General features: G+C 68.6%; 20 protein-coding genes. 9 read left to right on the top strand and 11 right to left on the bottom strand.

The window, feature by feature from the left end:
* From AC1D29_RS22945 to modB, 10 genes are all read right to left on the bottom strand, one after another.
* Positions 1–588: an RBBP9/YdeN family alpha/beta hydrolase gene (locus AC1D29_RS22945; RefSeq protein ID WP_477901798.1), complete on the bottom strand. Its 588-nt coding sequence runs from the start codon at positions 586–588 to the stop codon at positions 1–3.
* A gap of 10 nt (positions 589–598) precedes the next feature.
* Entirely contained in the window at positions 599–817 is a 219-nt protein-coding gene (locus AC1D29_RS22940) for a TOBE domain-containing protein (RefSeq protein WP_477901796.1), read from the bottom strand.
* A gap of 90 nt (positions 818–907) precedes the next feature.
* The gene (locus tag AC1D29_RS22935) at positions 908–1,966 is read right to left on the bottom strand and encodes a sulfate/molybdate ABC transporter ATP-binding protein (protein ID WP_477901794.1); all 1,059 of its coding nucleotides are present in this window, start codon (positions 1,964–1,966) and stop codon (positions 908–910) included.
* A 9-nt stretch (positions 1,967–1,975) separates the two neighbouring features.
* A complete protein-coding gene (cysW, locus tag AC1D29_RS22930) occupies positions 1,976–2,854 on the bottom strand; it encodes a sulfate ABC transporter permease subunit CysW (protein WP_477901792.1) in 879 nt (292 codons plus the stop codon).
* The gene (gene cysT / locus AC1D29_RS22925) at positions 2,851–3,738 is read right to left on the bottom strand and encodes a sulfate ABC transporter permease subunit CysT (RefSeq protein WP_477902253.1); all 888 of its coding nucleotides are present in this window, start codon (positions 3,736–3,738) and stop codon (positions 2,851–2,853) included. The genes cysW and cysT overlap by 4 nt, the downstream gene beginning before the upstream one ends.
* A gap of 32 nt (positions 3,739–3,770) precedes the next feature.
* The gene (locus tag AC1D29_RS22920) at positions 3,771–4,796 is read right to left on the bottom strand and encodes a sulfate ABC transporter substrate-binding protein (RefSeq protein ID WP_477901790.1); all 1,026 of its coding nucleotides are present in this window, start codon (positions 4,794–4,796) and stop codon (positions 3,771–3,773) included.
* A gap of 95 nt (positions 4,797–4,891) precedes the next feature.
* Positions 4,892–5,692: a TOBE domain-containing protein gene (locus tag AC1D29_RS22915; RefSeq protein ID WP_477901788.1), complete on the bottom strand. Its 801-nt coding sequence runs from the start codon at positions 5,690–5,692 to the stop codon at positions 4,892–4,894.
* On the bottom strand, positions 5,689–6,390 hold the full coding sequence (locus tag AC1D29_RS22910; protein WP_477901786.1) for an ATP-binding cassette domain-containing protein: 702 nt from the start codon (positions 6,388–6,390) through the stop codon (positions 5,689–5,691). The genes AC1D29_RS22915 and AC1D29_RS22910 overlap by 4 nt, the downstream gene beginning before the upstream one ends.
* Complete coding sequence (gene modA / locus AC1D29_RS22905; protein ID WP_477901784.1) at positions 6,387–7,145, bottom strand: molybdate ABC transporter substrate-binding protein; 759 nt, start codon at positions 7,143–7,145, stop codon at positions 6,387–6,389. The genes AC1D29_RS22910 and modA overlap by 4 nt, the downstream gene beginning before the upstream one ends.
* The gene (gene modB, locus AC1D29_RS22900; protein ID WP_477901783.1) at positions 7,142–7,825 is read right to left on the bottom strand and encodes a molybdate ABC transporter permease subunit; all 684 of its coding nucleotides are present in this window, start codon (positions 7,823–7,825) and stop codon (positions 7,142–7,144) included. Before modB ends, modA begins: the two co-directional genes overlap by 4 nt.
* Before the next feature lie 86 nt (positions 7,826–7,911).
* Here modB and AC1D29_RS22895 point away from each other — a divergent pair, with 86 nt between their 5' ends.
* The 8 genes from AC1D29_RS22895 to AC1D29_RS22860 all read left to right on the top strand — a co-directional run bounded on the left by AC1D29_RS22895 (position 7,912) and on the right by AC1D29_RS22860 (position 15,249).
* Positions 7,912–8,847 carry a VTT domain-containing protein gene (locus AC1D29_RS22895; protein WP_477901781.1) on the top strand — a complete coding sequence of 312 codons (936 nt, stop codon included), beginning with the start codon at positions 7,912–7,914 and terminating at the stop codon, positions 8,845–8,847.
* 83 nt (positions 8,848–8,930) lie between these two features.
* Positions 8,931–9,107 (top strand): hypothetical protein, encoded by a 177-nt coding sequence (locus AC1D29_RS22890; protein WP_477901779.1) that lies wholly within the window; start codon positions 8,931–8,933, stop codon positions 9,105–9,107.
* A gap of 183 nt (positions 9,108–9,290) precedes the next feature.
* The gene (locus tag AC1D29_RS22885; protein WP_477901777.1) at positions 9,291–9,737 is read left to right on the top strand and encodes a BON domain-containing protein; all 447 of its coding nucleotides are present in this window, start codon (positions 9,291–9,293) and stop codon (positions 9,735–9,737) included.
* Entirely contained in the window at positions 9,730–10,266 is a 537-nt protein-coding gene (locus AC1D29_RS22880; protein WP_477901775.1) for a ferritin-like domain-containing protein, read from the top strand. Before AC1D29_RS22885 ends, AC1D29_RS22880 begins: the two co-directional genes overlap by 8 nt.
* A gap of 25 nt (positions 10,267–10,291) precedes the next feature.
* Positions 10,292–10,897, top strand: a complete 606-nt coding sequence (locus AC1D29_RS22875; protein ID WP_477901773.1) for a BON domain-containing protein — start codon at positions 10,292–10,294, stop codon at positions 10,895–10,897.
* 224 nt (positions 10,898–11,121) lie between these two features.
* The gene (locus AC1D29_RS22870; RefSeq protein ID WP_477901771.1) at positions 11,122–11,505 is read left to right on the top strand and encodes a hypothetical protein; all 384 of its coding nucleotides are present in this window, start codon (positions 11,122–11,124) and stop codon (positions 11,503–11,505) included.
* Between the two features lie 248 nt (positions 11,506–11,753).
* Entirely contained in the window at positions 11,754–12,350 is a 597-nt protein-coding gene (locus AC1D29_RS22865; protein ID WP_477901769.1) for a PEP-CTERM sorting domain-containing protein, read from the top strand.
* A gap of 193 nt (positions 12,351–12,543) precedes the next feature.
* Positions 12,544–15,249, top strand: coding sequence for a M4 family metallopeptidase (locus AC1D29_RS22860; RefSeq protein WP_477901767.1), 2,706 nt, complete (start codon positions 12,544–12,546; stop codon positions 15,247–15,249).
* Between the two features lie 198 nt (positions 15,250–15,447).
* On the opposite strand, the gene AC1D29_RS22855 is transcribed toward AC1D29_RS22860, so the two are convergent.
* A complete protein-coding gene (locus AC1D29_RS22855) occupies positions 15,448–15,918 on the bottom strand; it encodes a hypothetical protein (protein WP_477901765.1) in 471 nt (156 codons plus the stop codon).
* Between the two features lie 173 nt (positions 15,919–16,091).
* Between AC1D29_RS22855 and AC1D29_RS22850 the strand changes: the two genes are divergently transcribed.
* Positions 16,092–20,909, top strand: coding sequence for an NAD-glutamate dehydrogenase (locus tag AC1D29_RS22850; RefSeq protein ID WP_477901763.1), 4,818 nt, complete (start codon positions 16,092–16,094; stop codon positions 20,907–20,909).
* Positions 20,910–20,977 lie beyond the last annotated feature (68 nt).

Genomic DNA, 20,977 nt, shown 5'->3' with positions numbered 1-20,977 from the left:
TCAGACCGCGAACGCCCATTCGCGGAATTCCGCGTGTCGCGGCCGCTGCTCGGCGGCCGCGCGCGCCCGTGCGGCTTCGATCCAGCTCTTGGCCAGCGGCAGCGGCCCGAAGCCAGCCTCTGCATTGATGTGGCCGACGTTGCCGAGGTTGCTGTAGCTGGCGCCCCAACGGTGCGCCCAACGCGCGGCGCTGGCCGCACTCATCCAGGGATCGGTGCTGCTGGCGATCAGCCGCGAGCGGCGCGGCAGGCGCTCGTGGGGCAGGGCCTCGGCGATGCCAAACTTGTCGGGCTCGGCGGGTGCCACGAACAGCGCCTCGCGGATGGGCGAGGCCGGATGGTCGGCCAGGTGGCGGGCCAGCGCCAGGCAGCCGAAGCTGTGCGCGACGGCCAGCCATTCACCGGGGCCTGCGACCTCCAGCGTGCGCTGGATGCGCTCGGCCCAGCGCTCCAGCTCGGGCCTGCTGGGGTCGCGCTGCGTGACGCGGCGGGCGTCGCGGTATTGGCCTTGCAGCCATGTCTGCCAGTGCGCCGGGCCGCTGTCGTGCAGGCCCGGGATGATGAGGACGCGGGGTGCGCTGTAGGCCATGACGGGCTCCTCAGAGCGTTGCGATCGACACCTCGGTGGACTTGACCAGCGCGACGACGTCGCGACCGACCTCCAGACCCAGCTCCTTGACCGAGCGGGTCGTGATGACCGAGGTGACGACCAGGCCTTGCGGTGTGACCACATCGACTTCGGAGACGACCGGCCCCTCGATGATTTCCTTGACGGTGCCGCGGAACTGGTTGCGCACGTTGATGGCGGTGATGCTCATGAAAACTCCTGGATTGGAGATTCCAGTGTGCTCAGCGCTGCAACGTCAGGGAAGGAATCAATCCGCAGCAGGGCATGCGAGGGTCAACTATCAGATGCCTGCGCCGGCCTCGAACAAGCTCAACCGCGCCGCGCTGAGCCGCACGCGCTGCCCGCCCTGAAGGCGCAGCGCGTCGGCTTCGTCGCGCGTCAGCTCCGCCTCCAGCGGCTGGCCATCCGGGCCGATCAGCTCGACGCGGGCGCTGGCGCCGAAGGACAGCACGCGCTCAACCGTTGCAGCCAGCCCTGGCGCGGATTCGTCCGTCAGGATCTGCAGCTCGTGCGGCCGCGCGTAGGCCTGCACCTCGCCGTCGCCGTGGGCACCGTCGTGCGGCAGCTGGTGCTCGCCCATGTGCAGCACGCCGCCGCGCGCATGGCCCACGAAGCGGTTGACCGCACCGAGGAAGCCGTAGACGAAGGGCGTGGCCGGGCGCTCGTAGACCTCCTGCGGCGTGCCGACCTGCTCGACGCGGCCGTGGTCCATCAGCACGATGCGGTCGGCCACTTCCAGGGCCTCGTCCTGGTCGTGCGTGACGAAGATGCTGGTGATGTGCAGCTCGTCGTGCAGGCGGCGCAGCCAGCGGCGCAATTCCTTGCGCACCTTCGCGTCCAGCGCGCCGAAGGGCTCGTCCAGCAGCAGCACGCGCGGCTCCACGGCCAGCGCACGCGCCAGCGCAATGCGCTGGCGCTGGCCACCGGACAGCTGCGGCGGGAAGCGGTCGCCCAGCCAGTCCAGTTGCACCAGCTTGAGCAGCTCGGTGACACGCTTCTTGATCTCGGGTTCGCTGGGCCGGGTCTTGCGCGGCTTCACGCGCAGGCCGAAGGCGACGTTGTCGAACACCGTCATGTGGCGGAACAGCGCGTAGTGCTGGAACACGAAGCCGACCTGGCGCTCGCGCACGTGCGTGTCCGACGCGTCCTGGCCGTCCAGCAGCACGCGGCCGCGGTCCGCCTGTTCCAGCCCGGCAATGATGCGCAACAGCGTGGTCTTGCCGCAGCCCGAGGGGCCGAGCAGCGCGACCAGTTCGCCGCGCGGGAAGTCCAGCGACACGTCGCCCAGGGCGGTGAAGTTGCCGAAACTCTTGTGGATGTTTTGAACCTGGATGCCCATCACTTGCCCTTATGCAGCGTGCGACTGGCTGGCACGCCACTCGATGAATTGCTTGATCACCAGCGTCACCAGCGCGAGCAGCGCCAGCAGCGAGGCCACGGCGAAGGCGGCGGCGAACTGGTATTCGTTGTAGAGGATCTCGACGTGCAGCGGCAGCGTGTTGGTCAGGCCGCGGATGTGGCCTGAGACGACCGACACCGCGCCGAACTCCCCCATGGCCCGTGCATTGCACAGGATGACGCCGTACAGCAGGCCCCACTTGATGTTGGGCAGCGTGACGCGGCGGAAGGTCTGCCAGCCGCTGGCGCCCAGCACGGTCGCGGCCTCTTCCTCGTCCTTGCCTTGCGCCTGCATCAGCGGGATCAGCTCGCGGGCGACGAAGGGGAAGGTCACGAAGATGGTCGCCAGCACGATGCCGGGTACGGCGAAGATGATCTTCACGTCATGCGCCTGCAGCCACGGCCCGAACCAGCCCTGCGCGCCGAAGATCAGCACGTACATCAGGCCGGCCACGACGGGCGAGACCGAGAACGGCAGGTCGATCAGCGTGATCAGCAGCTGCTTGCCGCGGAACTCGTGCTTGGCGATCAGCCAGGCCGCGCTGACGCCGAACACCAGGTTCAGCGGCACGGCGATGACGGCAGCCGTCAGCGTGAGTTTGATGGCCGAGAACGTCTCCTCGTCGGCCAGCGACGAGAAGTACAGCGCCCAGCCCTTGCGCAGCGCCTCGGTGAACACGGCCACCAGCGGCAGCAGCAGGAAGATGGCGAAGAAGCCCAGGCCCAGCGTCAGCAGCGCGAGACGCACCCAGGTGGATTCGCGCGTGGCGGGGTTGTCCTGGTACTTGGCGCGGGCACGGGCGGGCGCCAGATGCAACGCGGTGCTCATCGCTTGCTCCCCCGGCGCGAACTCCAGGCCTGCAGGCCGTTGATGGCCAGCAGCAGCACGAAACTGACGATCAGCATGACGGCCGCGATGGCCGTCGCGCCAACGTAGTCGTACTGCTCCAGCTTGGCGATGATCATCAGCGGCGTGATCTCGCTGACCATGGGGATGTTGCCGGCAATGAAGATCACCGAGCCGTACTCGCCGACCGCGCGCGCGAAGGCCAGCGCGAAGCCGGTCAGCAGTGCCGGCATCAGCGTGGGCAGCACCACGTAGCGGAAGGTCTGCCAGCGCTGCGCGCCCAGGCTCGCCGCGGCTTCCTCGAGCTCGGTCTCCATGTCCTCCAGCACCGGCTGCACCGTGCGCACGATGAAGGGCAGGCCGATGAAGATCAGCGCCAGCAGCACGCCCAGCGGCGTGAAGGCGATCTTCAGCCCCGCCTCGCCGAACAGCGTCGCCAGCGCGCCGCCCGGCACGAACAGCGAACCCACCCAGCCGTTGGGTGCGTACAGCGCCGTCAGCGCGATGCCGGCCACGGCCGTGGGCAGCGCGAAGGGCAGGTCGATCAGCGCGTCGACCAGCTTCTTGCCGGGGAACTCATAGCGCACGATGCACCAGGCCAGGATGAGGCCGAAGAACAGGTTGATGAAGGCGGCGATCAGCGACGCGCCGAAGCTGAGCTTGTACGAGGCCATCACGCGCGGCGACGTGGCGGCCGCCCAGAAGGCCTCGAAGCCGTGGCCCGACGACTTCAGGAACACCGCCGTCAGCGGCACCAGCACGATCAGCGACAGGTAGAACAGCGTGAAGCCGAGCGTGGGCGCAAAGCCGGGCAGCACCCGGCGGCGCGTGAAGGACGAGCGGCCGCCGCCGCTGGCGGGCACCAGGCTGGCTGGTGCCGCCGTCGAGGCGGGAGAGCTCAACGCTTGATCCCCGTCACGATCTGGTCGTAGGTGCCGCCGTCGGCGAAGTGCGTCTTGCTGACCTTGGCCCAGCCGCCCAGCGTCTGGTCGACGGTGAACAGCTTGATGTTGGCAAAGCGCTGCGCGTGCTTCTTGAAGATCGCCGGGTCACGCGGGCGGAAGTTGTTCCTGGCGATGATTTCCTGGCCCTCGGGCGTCCAGTGGAAGTCGAGGTAGGCCTTGGCCAGCGCGGCCGTGCCCTTCTTGGCGGCCACCTTGTCGACGATGGCCACCGGCGCATCGGTCTCGATGGAGATGCTGGGGTTGACCTGCTCGAACTGGCCCTTGCCGAACTCGTTCTCGATCAGCTCGACCTCGCCCTCGAAGGTCACCAGCACGTCGCCGATGCCGCGTTGCGTGAACGTGGTCGTCGCGCCGCGGCCACCGCCGTCCAGCACCGGCACATTGGTGAACACCTTGGTCACCAGTTCACGCGCTTGTGCCTCGCTGCCGCCGCTGGCGATGACGCTGCCCCACAGCGCGAGGTAGCCGTAGCGACCGTTGCCCGTCACCTTGGGGTTGGGGATGACGACCTGCACGCCGGGGCGGGCCAAGTCGGACCAGTCCTTGATGCCCTTGGGGTTGCCCTTGCGCACCAGCATCAGCATGGTGGAGCTGTAGGGTGCGGCACCGTTGGGAAAGCGCTGCGCCCAGTCGGCCGGTGTGTAGCCCTTCTCGGCCAGCTGCTGGATGTCGGTGGCCTGGTTCATGGTCACCACGTCGGCCTCCAGGCCGCCGATGACGGCACCGATCTGCTTGCTGGAGCCGCCGTGGCTCTGGTTCAGCACGACGGTCTGGCCGGTCTTGGCCTTCCAGGACGCGGCAAACGCCGGGTTGATCTGCTTGTAGAGCTCGCGCGCGACGTCGTAGGAGACGTTCAGCAGCGCGGCGTCATTGGCCAGCGCCGGCAGCGAAGGCAGGGCGGCGGCCGAAGCGATCAGCACCAGCGCGGCGCGGCGGAAGGTCAGGAAGGAGGAGGGCATGGGCAGGGCCATCGAATGAACGAAGCCGCGAGGGTGCCCAAACTCTCTTATTCGAGGARCGACAGTTTTCTTATTTCCTTATTCGAATAACTTCGTCAGCCGCGCACGGCCAGCATGACGGCATAAGCCTTGAAGCAGGCGGTGGCCGGCTGGCCGACGGCCAGGCCCAGGCCGTCCACCGCGTCATTGGTGACGCTGGCCGTCACCGTGGTGCCACCGGGCAGCGTCAGGCCGACCAGGGACGAGACGGCACCGCGCTCGATGCGGGCGATGGTGCCGGCCAGCTGGTTGCGCGCCGACAGCCGGTAGCCGGCAAAGTCGCTCACCAGCACGACCTCGGACGCCTTCACCAGGGCCAGGGCTTGCTGGCCGACGCTGACGGCCAGCTCCTCGGCGGCCTCGGCGGTCAGCGAGGCGCTGATCTCAGCGTCGCCGCCGGGCAGCGCCAGGCGCACCTGCCAGGTGCTGGGGCCGGGCCGCACGGCGCTGATGTGACCGCTGAACTGGTTGCGGGCGGTGGTTTTCATGGCGGTGGTCTTCAGCAGTTGATGGAGTTCGGGCCGGGCGGCCAGCCAGGCCTCCTGCTCGCGCAGGAAGGCGCGGTGGCGGCCTTGCAGTTCGCGCCAGGCGGCCAGCAGCGTGTCGCCGGCGGGCGTCAGCCGCGAGCCGCCGCCGCCGGCACCACCGGTCTCGCTGTCGACCAGCGGTTCGTTTGCCAGCGCCGCAGCGGCGTCCAGCACCAGCCAGGCCCCCTTGTAGCTGTAGCCGGCGGCGCGCGCGGCCTTCTGCAGTGAGCCAGTCAGCGCCAGCGCGGCCAGCAGGTCGAAGAAGCGCTCGTCGAGCCGGCCGGCCAGGCGCAGCTCGCCCTGCAGCAGCGGGTGGTCGGTGGCCTTCATCGCAGCCGGCCCGCCAGCGCGGGATCGCCTGCCTGCAGGCGATCGCAGACCTGCCCGCCCTCGATCAGGTAGGTCTCGTCGGCCAGCGCCAGCACGTCTTCGGCATCGTGGCTGACCATGACGGCCGGGATGCCCCATTGCGCACGCACACGCTGCAGCTCGGCGCGCAGCTCGCGGCGCAGCGCGCTGTGCAGCGCCGCGAAGGGTTCGTCCAGCAGCAGCACCTGCGGGTTGCAGGCCAGCGCCCGGGCCAGCGCCACGCGCTGCTGCTGACCGCCGGACAGGGTTGACGGCTTGCTGCGCGCCATCGCGGTCAGCCCAAAGGACGCGATCAATTCCGCCACGCGGGCCGCGTCGTCGGCCTTCAGCCGCTGGCGCCAGCTGGTCAGCCCGAAGGCGATGTTGTCGTACACGCTGAGGTGCGGGAACAGCGCGTACTGCTGGAACAGATAGCCCACGCCACGCGCCTCGGGCGCCAGGTTGATGCCGGTGGCCGTGTCCAGCAGCGCGCGATTGTTCAGCCGCACATGGCCGGCGCGCACCGCCAGCAGGCCGGCCATGGCCTGCAGCGTCAGCGACTTGCCGGCACCCGACGGGCCGTACAGCGCGACGAAGGGCGCATCGGTCTTGAAGGCGATGTCGAGGTCGAAGCGACGGCGGTTGTCGCTGACCGAGAGTTGCAGCTTGACGTCGATCAAGGCTTGCCGAAACCGTAGCGGGCCAGGATGGCCTGCGCCTCCGCCCCGCCCAGGAAGGCGACGAAGTCGCGCGCGATGGCTGCCTGCTTGCTGTCCGCGACGACCGCTGCCGGGTAGGTGACCGGCGCATGCCCGCCCACGGTCAGCGCGATGCGCACCTTGTCCTTCAGCAGTTCGGCGTCCGTGCGGTAGACGAAGCCGGCCTCGACCTCGCCGCGCGACACATAGTCCAGCACCTGGCGCACGTTGTCGGCAAACACGAACTTGGGGTTCAGCGCGGTCCAGAGCTGGGCGCTTTCCAGCGCCTGCTGCGTGTAGCGGCCCACCGGCACGGAGGCGACCTTGCCGACGGCGATGCGCTTCACGTCGGCCTTGCTCAGGTCGGCCAGCGCCGCGAGCGCGGGCGCACCCTGGGCCGGGGTGATCAGCACCAGCGAATTGGCGGCGAAGTCGCGCCGCGTGTCGGCAGCGATGACTTTCTGGTCGATGCCGCGGTTCATCGTCTCCTGGTCGGCGCTGACGAACACGTCCACCGGCGCGCCCTGCACGATCTGCTGCAGCAGCACGCCCGACGCCGCGAAGTTGAAGCGCAGCGTCGCGCCGGGCTTGCCGGCCTCGAAGCGCGGGGCGATCTCCTTGAACGCGTCGGTCAGGCTGGCCGCGGCGGACACGGTGAGCTGCTGGGCCTGCGCCGTGAAGGGCAGGGCGGATGAGAGTGAAACGGCGAGGGTGCAGAGCAGGCGCTTGAACATCATGGTGTGGGGCGTTGCAGATAGCGGTTGGACAGCACGAGGATGACGACCGAGACGGCCGAGATGACCAGGGCCAGCATCAGCGCGACGTCGTCGCGGCCGGCCTGCACGGCGTCGTAGATGGCCATGGACGCGGTCTGCGTCTGGCCCGGGATGGAGCCGGCCACCATCAGCGATGCGCCGAACTCGCCCATCGCGCGGGCGAAGGCCAGCAGCGTGCCGGCCAGGATGCCCGGCCAGGCCAGCGGCAGCGTCACGCGCACGAAGCTGCTCCAGCGCGACTGGCGCAGCGTGCGCGCGGCGGCTTCCAGGTTGCGGTCCACCTGCGCGAAGGCGCTGCTGGCGCCCTTGAGCACCAGCGGCAGCGCCACCAGCGCCGACGCGATGACGGCGCCATGCCAATTGAAGATGACGGTGTAGTCGAAGTGCTCGCGCAGCCAGCCGCCCAAAGCGCTGCGTCGTCCCATCAACACCAGGATGCCGTAGCCCAGCACGGTGGGAGGCAGTACCAGCGGCAGCATGCAGATGGCCTCCAGCACGCTGCGGCCGGGCAGCCGGGTGCGCGCGAACACCCAGCCCAGCGCGACGCCCAGCAGCAGCGCCAGCAGCGTCGCGACGCCGGCCACACGCAGCGTCAGCGCGAGCGGCGCGGCATCGAATTGGCTCCAGAGGTCGGCAGGCATGGCAGGCGTAATGTAATCAACTACATCACGATGGGCGTGTGCCGCTCAGGTCAAGGCCTCGCGGCTATGCTGCGCGCCGAATCGCCATGGACCTGCTGACCGAACTTTTCTCCCGCCACGGCCTCATCGCCGTGGCCCTGGCCGTGCTGCTGGAGCAGCTCGGCGCGCCGCTGCCGTCCACGCCGGTGCTGCTGCTGGCGGGCGTGGAAGGTGCCACGCGCGACGGCTTCGCGCTGCGCGCCTTCGCGGTCGCGACGCTGGCGGCCATGGCGGCCAACGCGCTGTGGTTCTGGGCCGGCCGGCGCCTGGGCCGGCGCGTGCTGGCGACGCTGTGCCGCATCTCCATCTCGCCGGACAGCTGCGTGCGCCAGAACGAGGCCAGCTTTGCCCGCCGTGGGGTGCTGACGCTGGTCATCGCCAAGTTCGTGCCGGGGCTGTCCATCCTGGCGCCGCCGCTGGCCGGGGCGCTGGGCATGTCGGCACGGCGTTTCCTGGGCTGGAACCTGCTGGGCTCGGCGCTGTGGGCCGGCGTGGCCGTGCTGGCGGGCCGCATCTTCCATGAGCAGATCGACGCGCTGCTGCGCGCGCTGGGCAACCTGGGCAGCGTTGCGTTCGCGCTGCTGCTGGCGGCGATCGGCGCCTATCTGGGCTGGCGGCTGTGGCGGCGGTTTCGCGTGCGCCGCGAGCTGAGCCGCTTCGAGCGCCTGGGCCCGGCTGACGTGATGCTGCTGCTGGAGCGGGGCTGCGATGTGGTCCTCGTCGACGTGCGCGCCGCCTCGGTGGACATGCCACTGGGCAGCCGCATCCCCGGTGCCCGCCATCTCGACCTGGGCGCGCTGGGCGATGTGGCGCTGACCGACTGGCCCGTGGCGGGCGAGTTCATCACCTACTGCGCCTGCCCCAACGACGCCTCGGCCGTGCGTGCGGCCCAGTGGCTGAAGCAGCAAGGCCGCCAGGCGCGCGTACTGCGCGGCGGCATCGACGCCTGGACCCAGGCCGGGCTGGCGCTGGAGACCGGCTGAGGCGCCGTTTGCATGAATCTAGTGTTTACCCTATAATCGGGTTTACCCTAGTAAATGTCATCGGGCCACAAGCCCAAACCACCATGAGCCTGATCCAGAACTTCGTCCAGTCGCTGCGCAACGCGCTGACCGTCGAAACCCAGACCTCCCTCGAGGAGCAGTACCTGTCCGACGCCGTCGACCATGTCGACCTCGAGCGCCGCATCGCGACCCAGTCGCGCGCCTACATGTCGATGGCGCCGCTGAACATCGGCCGCTGAACGCGCCGACCGCTGAAATGAACGGCCCCGCGAGGGGCCGTTTGCATTTCTGGCGGCGATTCCCATGCAGGCGTGGGTCAGTTCTGTCCGACAGACGATCAGCACCGCAGCCGATGCCGGCCTGGGCGGGCAGGGGCCAGAGTTGCGTTGACGACTCTCGCAACCTTGAAAAAGGGACCCATGATGAACAGCATCACCACCTCCCGCCTGCCGATGATCGGTGCGCTGGCCCTGGCCGCGGCGCTGGCAGCCTGCGGCAAGCATGAAGACGACCGCACCGCCGGCCAGAAGCTGGACGGCGCCATCGCCGAGGCCAAGCAGGCCGGTGCGCAAGCCAAGGCCGACGCGGGCCGTGCCGCCGACACGGCGGAAGACAAGGTGAAGCAGGCCGCCGCTGCCACCTCCGAAGCCGTCACGGACGCCACCATCGTCACCAAGATCAATGCCGCCCTGGTGGCCGACGACCGGCTGAAGGCCACCAAGATCGACGTGAAGGCGCAGGACGGGCATGTCACGCTGACCGGCATGGCGCCCGATGCCGGCTCGCAGTCGCGCGCGACGACTTTGGCTGCCGCCGTGAGCGGCGTGCGCTCGGTGGACAACCAGCTCGTGGTCGCCCGCAATGGCTGAGCAACACACCCCGCTGCGGCTGAATGACGCCGCGCTGAAGGCCGCCCGCAGCGACCTTGACGACGGCGCCGTCACACCGGCCTACGGCCCCTGGCGCGACGACATCGTGCAGTTGCTCAACGGCGCACTGGCCACCGAGCTGACCTGCGTGCTGCGCTACCGCCGCCACCACTTCATGGCCAGCGGCCTGGAGTCGCCCACCATCGCGGAGGAATTCCTCGTCCACGCGAATGCGGAGCTGGGTCATGCCGACCGGCTGGCGCAGCGCATCGTGCAGCTGGGCGGCGAGCCCGACTTCAACCCGGTGGGCCTGCTGGAGCGAGGCCACGCGGACTACGACGAGATCAATGACCTCAAGGGCATGATCAGGTCCAACCTGATCGCGGAGCGCGTGGCGGTGGAGAGCTACCGCCAGATGATCGGCCTCATCGCCGACAAGGACTCCACGACCCGCCGGCTGCTGGAAGACATCCTCGCCGACGAGGAAGAGCATGCCGACGAACTCAAGGACTGGATGACGCGCGCCTGAGCGCGGCCGTCCCGGGAGCACCACCATGAGACAACCCACAGACCGCCAACCCGACGACTGGCTGGAGTCCAAGCCCGCCCTCGACCCCAACCTGCGTGCCAGCAAGGACCCGCTGGCGCCGCGCGTGCAGCGGCTCGCGCCGCGCCGTCCGGCGCGGCTGCTGGGCTGGTTCCTGGCGCTGGGCGTCGGGGCGGCCATCGCCGCGGTGGCCTTCGTCGTCATGCAGGACCCGCGCAGTGTGGGCACGCAACTTGATGACAGCGTGGCCAGCGTCCGTGATGTCGGCAACCGCGCCGGCCAGACGCTGACCGACTCGCAGAACGCCGCCACCCAGGTCTCGCTGGGCGCGGTGGAAGGCGTCAGCACGGCCATCGACGATGCCGGCATCAGCACCAAGGTCAAGGCCGCGCTTGCCGTCGACCCCAGCCTGAGCGCCGCGCGCATCGTCGTCAGCACCGACAAGGGCATCGTGCGCCTGGAAGGCCCGGCGCCCGACGTGGCAGCCAAGGACCGCGCCACCGTGCTGGCCGGCGCACCTCAGGGCGTGCGCGGCGTGGACAACCGCCTGACGCTGCCGCAGCCCGCCAACGTCGTGGCCGTGGCCGAGGGCGCGTCGCAGCCCAGGCAATGAACGACTTGCCGTGAGGGGTTGCGGCGGCTCGCTGAGCGCGTTGCCCCGATCGTTTCGCTGCGAGTCATCGCGGCCAGGTCTTGCTGCCATACTCGATCCGACTGAGTTGGGCACCTCGAGGCGCGCCGCATTGGAGGCGGTCCCACTTCAATGACCGGGAGGCGTTGGACATGAGACTCGCTAGTGCCACGTTGGTGGCAGCGCTTTTGGGAACCGGATGCAGCGTGGCCGTGACGGCCCCGCCGGCCAACATCGAGCTGGACAAGAACTTCAGCCTGAACGTGGGCGAGGTTGGGCAACTTGTGGGCGATGCGCTACAAGTCGGGCTCGAAGGCGTCACGGCCGACTCGCGCTGCCCGAAGGGCGAGCAATGCGTGTGGGCGGGTGATGCGACCGTTCGAGTCTGGTTGCGGCGCGGCAGTGGACCCAAGGAAGTTCGCGAGCTGCATGCGGCGCCAGGCCCGGCCCAGAGTGCGCGCGTCTTCGATCACAGCCTGACGCTGGTACGCCTTGACCCCACCGCGATCGCCGGCCGTGCCATCGCGAGCACCGCCTACGTTGCCACGCTGCACCTGAGCCGCCAGTCGACGGCGGAATCAGACCGCTAAAGCTCGGGTGCCTCTGCTCGCCCCAGCGTGCAGGCTCTCTGCCAGCACCCTCCCGGGGTGTTGAGCGCCTCGTGATCCAAGACACGCTTGAGCCGTCGCGGGTGCTGCTGTACCAGCCGCGGGCTTGACGAAGTACTGGGTTTCCCGTCCCCGCGTATCAGGGATGACTAGATGCCACGGTGCATGAAACCATGAGTTTATGCCGCATCCGTGCTGCTCAAACTTCGTCTTCAATCAAAGGATCATTGATGAAACCCGGTCACCTGCTTTCGGCGCTCGCACTGAGCGCCCTGTCGCTGTCATCCTTTGCCGCGCCGACCATCTACACCTCGTCTGCGGCGTTCCTGAACCAGGTCTTGCCCGGTTCGTACACTGAAAACTTCGACGGCCTCAGCACCCCGCCCTCAGGGCCGGCAGCGTTCAGCAACGGCCTCTTTTCCTATACCGTCTCTGCCCCCCTGGACCTCTATGCGTCCGGCACCTTTCTGGGCACCAACCAGATCGACGACCCGCTGACCATCACCTTCACCAGCGGCAACGTGGCGGCCATCGGCGCGAATTTCTTCGCCACCAATATCGCCGACGACTTTCAGTCCGTGCAGATCAGCCTGCTGCTGAGCGACGGCACCGTCGAGACCTTCACGCCGACCTCGGAGGCCGACAGCTATCGCGGTTTCGTGGCTGATGCGTTCATCACGTCATTGACCATTAGCGGTCCCGGCCAGTCGCTGTATGCCGCGCTGGACAACCTGACCGTCGGCACCGTACCCGAGCCGGCCAGTTTCGCTTTGGTGGGCCTTGCCCTCGCCGGCCTGGCCGCCACCAAGCGTCGCCGCGTCATCTGATCCCCCCGGCCCCGGGGGCAACCCTCCCCAGCGGCTCTTTCCGTCAGCAAACCAACGAAGCGGCCATCCGCCGCGCCCAGGAGTGTTCATGACCCGAACCCCACTTCGCCTGTCACTGCTTGCCCTATCCGCATGCATGGCCATGGCAGCCCAGGCCCAGGACCAAGGTCCCTTGCGCGGCCAGCGTGAAGCCATGAGCCGCCTCGCCACCGAGACGGGCCAGCAGGCGGAAGTCAGCGTCGACGGCGCAACCGGCGCCGCCCGCTTCGTGCGCATCGCGCGCGGCAATGGCCTCAAGATGGCCGCCCAGAGCCGTGGCCGCCCCATGAGCGACGCCGCCAAGCATGACGGCTCGATGCGCTTCATGCGCGACTACGGCGGCCTCTTCGGCATCAGCAATGCCAACGAAGAACTGGGTGCCGCGCGCATCTCCAAGGACCGTCACGGTGGTACGCACATCAGCCACAAGCAGTTCTACCGCGGCGTGCCCGTCTTTGGCGCCGAGCTGAAGACCCACTTCGACGCGTCGGACAACCTGGTGGTCGCGAACGGCACGTTCGTGCCTGGCCTTGCCATCGACACCACCCCGACCCGCTCGGCCGAAGAAGCCGGCAGGATCGCCATGAAGCGCGTGGTCGCCGACGTGGGCCGCCCGGTCAAACTGTCGGCCGCCAAGCCCACGCTGATGATCTACCGCGAAGGCTTGGTGCAGGGCGTCGCCGGTGACAACCACCTGGCTTGGGAAGTCGTCGTCGGCAACGGCGTCGACGTGCGCGATTTCGTCTACGTTGACGCGCACACCGGCCAGGTCATCGACAAGATCGCCGGCATCCACGAAGCCAAGAACCGCCGCGCCTTCAACGCGCAGGGCGCCACGGCGCCCGGCCCGAACTACCCGAACAGCCCGTTCTGGGTGGAAGGCCAGGCCTTCCCCACGGGCACCGCCGAAGCGGACAACATGATCCAGGCGTCGTCCGAGATCTACGACCTGTTCAAGCTGGCCTTCGGCCGCGACTCCTACGACGGCAACGGTGCCACGATGGATTCGATCTTCAACCGTGGCAATGCCTGCCCCAACGCGTCCTGGAACGGCACCTTCATCTCGTTCTGCCCCGGCCTGACCACCGACGACGTCACCGCGCACGAATGGGCCCACGCCTACACGGAGTACACGCACGGCCTGATCTACGCCTGGCAGCCCGGTGCGCTGAACGAGGCTTACTCGGACATCTGGGGTGAGACCGTGGACCGCCTCAACGGCCGTGGCGGCGACACGCCCGACACGATGCGCACCGAAGGCGCCTGCACCGTCTACACGCCGGCAGCGCCGACCGTGAAGATCACGGCGCCGGCATCCATTGCCGGCAACCTCCCCGCCGGTACGGCAGCCTGGGGTCCCGCCACCTTCTCGCTGACTGGCACGCTCACTGGCGTACAGGTGGGCTCCACCAGCGCGGCCTGTGCGGCGCTGCCGGCCGGCTCGCTCACTGGCCAGATCGCCTTCATCGACCGAGGCACCTGCGGCTTCAGCATCAAGGCCAGCAACGCCCAGGCCGCCGGCGCCGTCGGCGTCATCATCGGCAACAACCAGGGCGGCACGGCCATCATCAACATGGCCGATGGATCTCCCAGCAGCACGCTGCCCTCGCTGTCGGTGACTCAGAACGATGGCACGGCCATCAAGAACGCGCTGGCGGCCGGCACGGTCACCCTCACGATCTCGCGTGGCGGCACCGGCACCGACAGCTCGGTGCGCTGGCTGCTGGGCGAAGACTCCACCGCGCCCGGCCTGAGCGGCGCGCTGCGTGACATGTACAACCCGACGTGCTATGGCAACCCGGGCAAGGTCTCCGACCGGCAGTACTCGTGCGGCCCCAACACGCAGGCGGGTGACAACGGCGGTGTGCACAGCAACTCCGGTGTGCCCAACCACGGTTATGCGCTGCTGGTGGACGGCGGCAACTACAACGGGCAGACCGTTTCCTCTATCGGCCTGACCAAGGCGGCGCACATCTACTACCGTGCGCAAACCGTCTACCAAACGCCGACCAGCGACTTCACCGTTCATGCCGATGCGCTGGAGCAGTCCTGCCGCGACCTGACCGGCCTGCCGCTGAACGACCTCAAGACCGGCAACGTGTCGGGCGAAGTCATCAGCGCAGCCGACTGCTCGCAGATCCCGAAGATGCTGCTGGCCGTGGAAATGCGCAAGGCGCCCAGCCAATGCGCCTTCGTGCCGCTGCTGAAGAAGACGCCGCCGGCGCTGTGCGAAACAGGTGCGGCCACCGCGCTGGCATCTGACAGCTTCGACGGCGGCAAGAAGGGTGGCTTGAAGTGGACCGTCACGCACGCAGGCAGCACAGACTACCCGGCACGCGACTGGGGTGTCGTCACCAAGCTGCCGGGCGGCCGTCCGGGCTACGCCATCTTCGCGGCCGATCCCAACATCGGCACCTGCGCAGCGGGCGGTGACGCCACGAGCCTGCAGCGCCTTGAGAGCCCGGAGATCATCATCCCCGCTGGCACGACGACGCCTCGCCTGACCTTCGAGCACTATGTCGCGACGGAACAGGGCTTTGACGGCGGCAACGTCAAGATCAGCGTGAACGGCGGGGCCTGGACGTTGGTCAAGGCGGCGGACTTCATCTACAACCCCTACAACGCGACGATGGTGACCGCCGCCGGAGGCAATAGCAGTGCACTGGCAGGCCAGCCCGGCTTCACGGGCAGCGACGGCGGCTCGCTGAGCGGTTCGTGGGGTCGTTCCATCGTCAACCTGGCGCCGTATGCGGTCGCTGGCGACAAGGTCAAGCTGCGCTTCGAGCTGGGCAGTGACTGCGGCAGCGGTTTGATCGGCTGGTACCTGGATGACGTGATGGTCTATCGCTGCACGCCTTGAGCGGGCGGCGCCGGACGGCGTCCGGCATCAAGCAAGGGGCACCTCGGGGTGCCCCTTTTTTATTTGTGGCGAGTTGCGCCGTGGTTGCTTGCGCCCGAGCAGCTACAGATGCTGAGGGAAGGCGCCGCACGTTTCCGACCGGACACGCGCAGGGCGCCTTGATCGAGGCGCCACGTGCATCTGGGCCGGCAATGACCGTCAGCGCGATGGTGGCGAAGGATCTGGCGTCATGGCAACTGCACCCGCGCTGCGCCGGAACCGGGCCCGTACCAGCGCCAGTGCATGGCGAGCGCAGCGTTGCCGGGCGCCGAGGTCGTCCAGCGGCTCATCGCCCAAGGGCGCTGTGGCACCCTCGACATCCAGGCGCGCAATCCAGCTGCTGATGCACAACTCGACCAGCGTGCCCGTTGCCGTGTCCTCGGGTTCTTCAACGGCCGCCCACAGCTCGACCAGTTCCTTCACCGGGTAGCCCTGCAAGGCCGGCTCGAGCCGCGCCAGCATCGCATCCAGCGGCGCGCGCCGGGCGTGTCTGCTGCGAAAGGGCTGTTGCTGCTTCATGACCGGCACCTCGAAGGCTGCGTGAGCGGCTGTATGCCCGCAAGCCGGGCCGCGGAATTCTAGGGATCGCGGCCCGCCGCTGCGCTGCCGTTCGTCGGTTTCGGGCGGCACGGGGCCATTGCCTTGATGCGGGCGTAACCTTCGCCCATCGCTTGGCCATGCCGCCGCTGACGCGCGAGCCTGTCCAGGGACTTGATGCAACCGAAGGGGCAGACTCCGTCGGCACAAGGTGACCCGCTGGGGCGTCAGGTGTCGTGAATTCGATGACCACACAGGAGACAAACATGCTGGCGCAGACACACCAAACCGGCCCGCAGGCCGAACGCATGGACGAAGTCGTGAAGCTGGTGCGCGGCAAGACCGCCGCCGACCATCGCGAGGCGTTGGTGGATTTCGTGCAGAGGTACTTCGGCCAGGTCGACCCGGAGGAGCTGGCCGAGCGGCAGGTGGCGGACCTGTACGGTGCGGCCGTGTCGCACTGGAGCTTTGCCCGCAAGCGCGAGCTGGGCCGTGCGCGGGTGAGGGTGTTCAACCCGACGATTGCCGAACATGGCTGGCAGTCGACGCACACCGTCATCGAGATCGTCAACGACGACATGCCCTTCCTGGTCGACTCGGTGACGATGGAGGTCAACCGCCACGGCCTGACGCTGCACCTGATCATCCATCCGCTGATGGCGGTGAACCGCGACGCCGACGGCACGCTGCAGGGCCTGGCCGCCGACGGGGTGCGCGAATCGTTCATCCACGTCGAGGTGGACCGCATGCCGGAGCCGGCCCGGCTGGACGCGCTCGCGGCCGATGTGACGCGCGTGCTGGACGACGTGCGGTCGGCGGTGGTCGGCTGGCGGGCGATGCGCCAGCGCATGCTGGACATCGTCGATGAGCTGCAGGGGCAGTCGCCACCGCTCGCGGCCGACGAGCTCGCCGAGGGGCTGGACTTCCTGCGCTGGCTGGCCGACAACCACTTCACCTTCCTGGGCTACCGCCGCCACGGCCTGGCCAGTGTCGACGGGCAGGATGTGTTGACCGTGGTGCCCGATTCCAGCCTGGGCATCCTGCACGACGTGGCGTCGCTGGACGCGGTGGCCGCCTTTGCGGCATTGCCGGCCGAGGTGCGCGCCCAGGTGCGCCGGCCCGAGCTGCTGGTGGTGACGAAGTCGACCGCGCGCTCCACGGTGCACCGGCCGGGCTACCTGGACTATGTGGCCGTCAAGCGCTTCGACGCCGACGGCATGGTCTGCGGCGAGGACCGCTTCCTCGGCCTGTTCACGTCCACCGCCTACAGCGCCAACCCGGCCGACATCCCGCTGCTGCGCCGCAAGGTGGCCGACGTCGTCGCGCGCGCCGGTTTCACGCCGGGCGGCCATGCCGGCAAGGCCTTGATCAACATCCTCGAAACCTATCCGCGCGACGAGCTGTTCCAGACCAGCAACGACGACCTGTTGCAGACGGCGGTGGGCATCCTGCACCTGGGCGAGCGCCAGCGCTTCAGGCTCTTCGTGCGGCGCGACCCGTTCCAGCGCTTTCTGTCCTGCCTGATCTACGCACCGCGCGAGCACTACACGACCGAGCTGCGCCAGAAGTGGCAGGCCATCCTGCTGCAAGCCTTCAACGGCAGCGGGTCGGAGTTCAACGTGCACCTGTCGGAGTCGGTGCTGGCACGCATCCAGATGACGGTGCGCACACAGCCGGGTCGCATTCCGGCCTTCGACGTGCGCGAGCTGGAAGCGCGCCTGGCCCTGGCCGCACGGCGCTGGGACGACGACCTGAAGACGGCGCTGGTCGAGGCCACAGGCGAGGCCCGCGGCATCCAGCTGCTGCGCCAGTTCGGCAGCGCCTTCCCGGTTTCCTACCGGGAGGAGTTCGAAGCCCGCGCGGCGGTGCCCGACGTCGAGCTGATGACCCGCCTCAGCGATGCCGAACCGCTGGGCATGAACCTGTACCGCCCGCTGGAGGCGCCGCCCGGCCACCTGCGCTTCAAGCTGCTGCGCCGGGGCGAGCCGCTGACCTTGTCGGCCAGCCTGCCGATGCTGGAGCATATGGGCATGAAGGTGCTGGATGAGCACCCCTACCGCATCGCACCGCTGGACTCGGCGCCGATCTGGATCCATGACTTCGGGTTGATGTCCGGCCTGGCCGATGCCGACGTGGAGGTCGCCGCACTGCACCAGGTGTTCGAGAACGCTTTTGCTGCCGTGCTGCGCGGCGACGTCGAGGACGACGACTTCAACCGCCTCGTCGTCGCGGCGCGCCTGACGGCCGAGCAGATCGTCGTGCTGCGCGCATACGCCAAGTACATGCGGCAGATCGGCTTTGCGCTGTCGCAATCCTTCATCGAAGCGACGCTGGTGGCGCACGCGCCCATCGCCGCCCAGCTCGCCCGGCTCTTCGAGCTGCGCTTCGACCCGGCCGGCGGCGCCAACGCCGAGTCCCAGGCCGCGGAGCAGGTCAAGGCCATCACGGCCGCGCTGGAACAGGTCGACAACCTGTCGGAGGACCGCGTGCTGCGCCAGTACCTGGCGCTGATGCTGGCCACGACCCGCACGAACTTCTGGACCCGCGATGGCGCGGGCCGGCGGCGCAGCTTCCTGTCGTTCAAGTTCGACTCGTCCAAGGTGCCGGGCCTGCCAGCCCCGAAGCCGATGTTCGAGATCTTCGTCTACTCGCCCCGCTTCGAGGGCGTGCACCTGCGCGGTGGCCGCGTGGCGCGCGGCGGCCTGCGCTGGTCGGACCGGCCGGAGGACTTCCGCACCGAGGTGCTGGGCCTGGTGAAGGCGCAGATGGTGAAGAACACCGTCATCGTGCCGGTGGGCTCCAAGGGCGGCTTCGTGCTGAAGAAGGCGCCGCCGTCGACCGACCGCGAGGCCTTCATGAAGGAGGGCGTGGCCTGCTATCAGAACTACCTGCGCGGGCTGCTGGACCTCACGGACAACCGCGTGGGCGACAAGATCGTGCCTCCGCCGCTGGTGCGGCGCTATGACCAGGACGATCCCTACCTCGTCGTCGCCGCCGACAAGGGCACGGCCACGTTCTCGGACTACGCCAACGGCGTCAGCAAGGAGTACGGCTTCTGGCTGGGCGATGCCTTCGCATCCGGCGGCTCGGTGGGCTACGACCACAAGGCCATGGGCATCACGGCGCGCGGGGCCTGGGAGTCCGTCAAGCGCCACTTCCGCGAGATGGGCGTCGACACGCAGACGACCGCCTTCACGGTGGCGGGCGTGGGCGACATGTCGGGCGACGTGTTCGGCAACGGCATGCTGCTGTCGCGCCACATCCGCCTGCTGGCGGCGTTCGACCATCGTCACATCTTCCTGGACCCGAGCCCGCAAGCCGAAGCGTCCTTCGTCGAGCGCGAGCGCATGTTCAAGCTGCCGCGTTCGTCCTGGGCCGACTACGACGCCGGGCTGATCTCGACCGGCGGTGGCGTGCACGCGCGCAGCGCCAAGTCCATCGCGATCACGCCCGAGGTGAAGCAGGCCCTCGGCATCACGGCCGATGCGATGACGCCGACCGAGCTGGTCAACGCCATCCTGAAGGCGCCGGTGGACCTCATCTACAACGGCGGCATCGGCACCTATGTGAAGGCCGCGACCGAGAGCCACGCCCAGGTCGGCGACCGCGCCAACGACGCGCTGCGCGTCAACGGCGGCGAGCTGCGCTGCAAGGTGTTTGCCGAAGGCGGCAACCTGGGTTGCACGCAACGCGGTCGCATCGAGTACGCGCTGGCGGGCGGGCGCATCAACACGGACGCGATCGACAACTCGGCCGGTGTCGACACATCCGACCACGAGGTCAACATCAAGATCCTGCTGGGCTTGGCCGTCAGTGAAGGCGAGCTGACCGACAAGCAGCGCAACACGCTGCTGCCGCAGATGACGGACGATGTCGCCGCGCTGGTGCTGCGCGACAACGTCTTCCAGACCCAGGTGCTCTCGGTCACGGGGCATATGGCGCCGCAGCTGATGGACGCGCAGGCGCGCTTCATGCAGTACCTGGAAAAGGCCGACCGGCTGGACCGCGCCATCGAGTACCTGCCGTCCAACGAGGAGATCGCCGACCGGCGCGGCAAGGGCCTGGGCCTGACCGCGCCTGAGCGCGCGGTGCTGCTGGCCTACAGCAAGATCTGGCTCTACGACGAGCTGCTGGGCTCGACGCTGCCCGACGACCCCTGGGTGTCGACCGCGCTGGTGCGCTACTTCCCCACGCAGTTGCAGGACCGCTTCGCCGGCTACATGCAGCGCCACCCGCTCAAGCGCGAGATCATCGCCACGCACGTCACCAACAGCATGATCAACCGGGTGGGCAGCACCTTCGTGCACCGCCTGCTGGAGACCACCGGCGCCCGCGCCTTCGAGATCGTGCGCGCCTACCTGCTGAGCCGCGAGATCTTCGGCATGGTGAGCCTGTGGCAGGGCACCGAGGCGCTGGACAACAAGGTGGCCGACGAGATGCAGTCGCGCATGCTGATCGACACCAGCCGCCAGCTTGAGCGTGGCACCAAGTGGTTCCTGCGCTCCAACCGGCTGGTGGACGACATGGGCGCCACCATCGAGCACTTCACGTCCAACGTCACCAAGCTTGCGGCTCGCCTGCCGCAGCTGCTGGATGCCGACGAGCGCGCGCGTGTCGACGCGGCGGCGGCCAGCTATGTCGCCGGCGGCGTGCCACGCGAACTGGCCGAGCGCGTGGTGACCTTCGGTACCTTGTACGCGACGCTGGACATCGCCGAGATCGCCGGCAGCGCGCGCTGGCCTGTGGAGCTGGTGGCGGCCATTTACTTCGATCTCGCCAACCGCCTGGGCATGCCCTGGCTGCGCGACAAGATCACCGCCTTGCCCGGCGATCAGCACTGGCAGATGCTCGCCAAGGGCGCCATGCTCGACGACCTGTGGGGCCTGCAGCGTTCCATCACCGGCTCGGTGCTGGCGGGCGGTGGCGACAGCGACTCGCCCACCGCGCAGGTCGAGGCCTGGCAGGCCAGCAATGGCCGCACCATCGAGCGCGCGGAGCAGCTGCTCGGCGAGCTGCGTGCCGTGCCGGCGCCGGATGCGGCGATGCTGTCGGTGGCCTTGAGAGAGTTGCGTGGGCTGACCTAGCAGTGGCGCAGCCGCAAGCGGCAGCCTGGTCGTGAGGCTCGGCGTTCCCGGGCCATGGGTGCCGGGTC

This window comes from Roseateles sp. P1_C6 (assembly GCF_056406315.1).
The sequence above is the reverse complement of the archived record's forward strand: the minus strand, read 5'-3'. Positions and strand labels throughout refer to the sequence as shown.

Excerpts from the sequence above, each read along its gene's own strand:
- AC1D29_RS22945 (WP_477901798.1), bottom strand. The coding sequence starts at position 588 with ATGGCCTACAGCGCACCCCGCGTCCTCATCATCCCGGGCCTGCACGAC.
- AC1D29_RS22940 (WP_477901796.1), bottom strand. The coding sequence starts at position 817 with ATGAGCATCACCGCCATCAACGTGCGCAACCAGTTCCGCGGCACCGTC.
- AC1D29_RS22935 (WP_477901794.1), bottom strand. The coding sequence starts at position 1,966 with ATGGGCATCCAGGTTCAAAACATCCACAAGAGTTTCGGCAACTTCACC.
- cysW (WP_477901792.1), bottom strand. The coding sequence starts at position 2,854 with ATGAGCACCGCGTTGCATCTGGCGCCCGCCCGTGCCCGCGCCAAGTAC.
- AC1D29_RS22920 (WP_477901790.1), bottom strand. The coding sequence starts at position 4,796 with ATGCCCTCCTCCTTCCTGACCTTCCGCCGCGCCGCGCTGGTGCTGATC.
- AC1D29_RS22915 (WP_477901788.1), bottom strand. The coding sequence starts at position 5,692 with ATGAAGGCCACCGACCACCCGCTGCTGCAGGGCGAGCTGCGCCTGGCC.
- modA (WP_477901784.1), bottom strand. The coding sequence starts at position 7,145 with ATGATGTTCAAGCGCCTGCTCTGCACCCTCGCCGTTTCACTCTCATCC.
- modB (WP_477901783.1), bottom strand. The coding sequence starts at position 7,825 with ATGCCTGCCGACCTCTGGAGCCAATTCGATGCCGCGCCGCTCGCGCTG.
- AC1D29_RS22895 (WP_477901781.1), top strand. The coding sequence starts at position 7,912 with ATGGACCTGCTGACCGAACTTTTCTCCCGCCACGGCCTCATCGCCGTG.
- AC1D29_RS22890 (WP_477901779.1), top strand. The coding sequence starts at position 8,931 with ATGAGCCTGATCCAGAACTTCGTCCAGTCGCTGCGCAACGCGCTGACC.
- AC1D29_RS22885 (WP_477901777.1), top strand. The coding sequence starts at position 9,291 with ATGAACAGCATCACCACCTCCCGCCTGCCGATGATCGGTGCGCTGGCC.
- AC1D29_RS22880 (WP_477901775.1), top strand. The coding sequence starts at position 9,730 with ATGGCTGAGCAACACACCCCGCTGCGGCTGAATGACGCCGCGCTGAAG.
- AC1D29_RS22875 (WP_477901773.1), top strand. The coding sequence starts at position 10,292 with ATGAGACAACCCACAGACCGCCAACCCGACGACTGGCTGGAGTCCAAG.
- AC1D29_RS22865 (WP_477901769.1), top strand. The coding sequence starts at position 11,754 with ATGAAACCCGGTCACCTGCTTTCGGCGCTCGCACTGAGCGCCCTGTCG.
- AC1D29_RS22860 (WP_477901767.1), top strand. The coding sequence starts at position 12,544 with ATGAGCCGCCTCGCCACCGAGACGGGCCAGCAGGCGGAAGTCAGCGTC.
- AC1D29_RS22850 (WP_477901763.1), top strand. The coding sequence starts at position 16,092 with ATGCTGGCGCAGACACACCAAACCGGCCCGCAGGCCGAACGCATGGAC.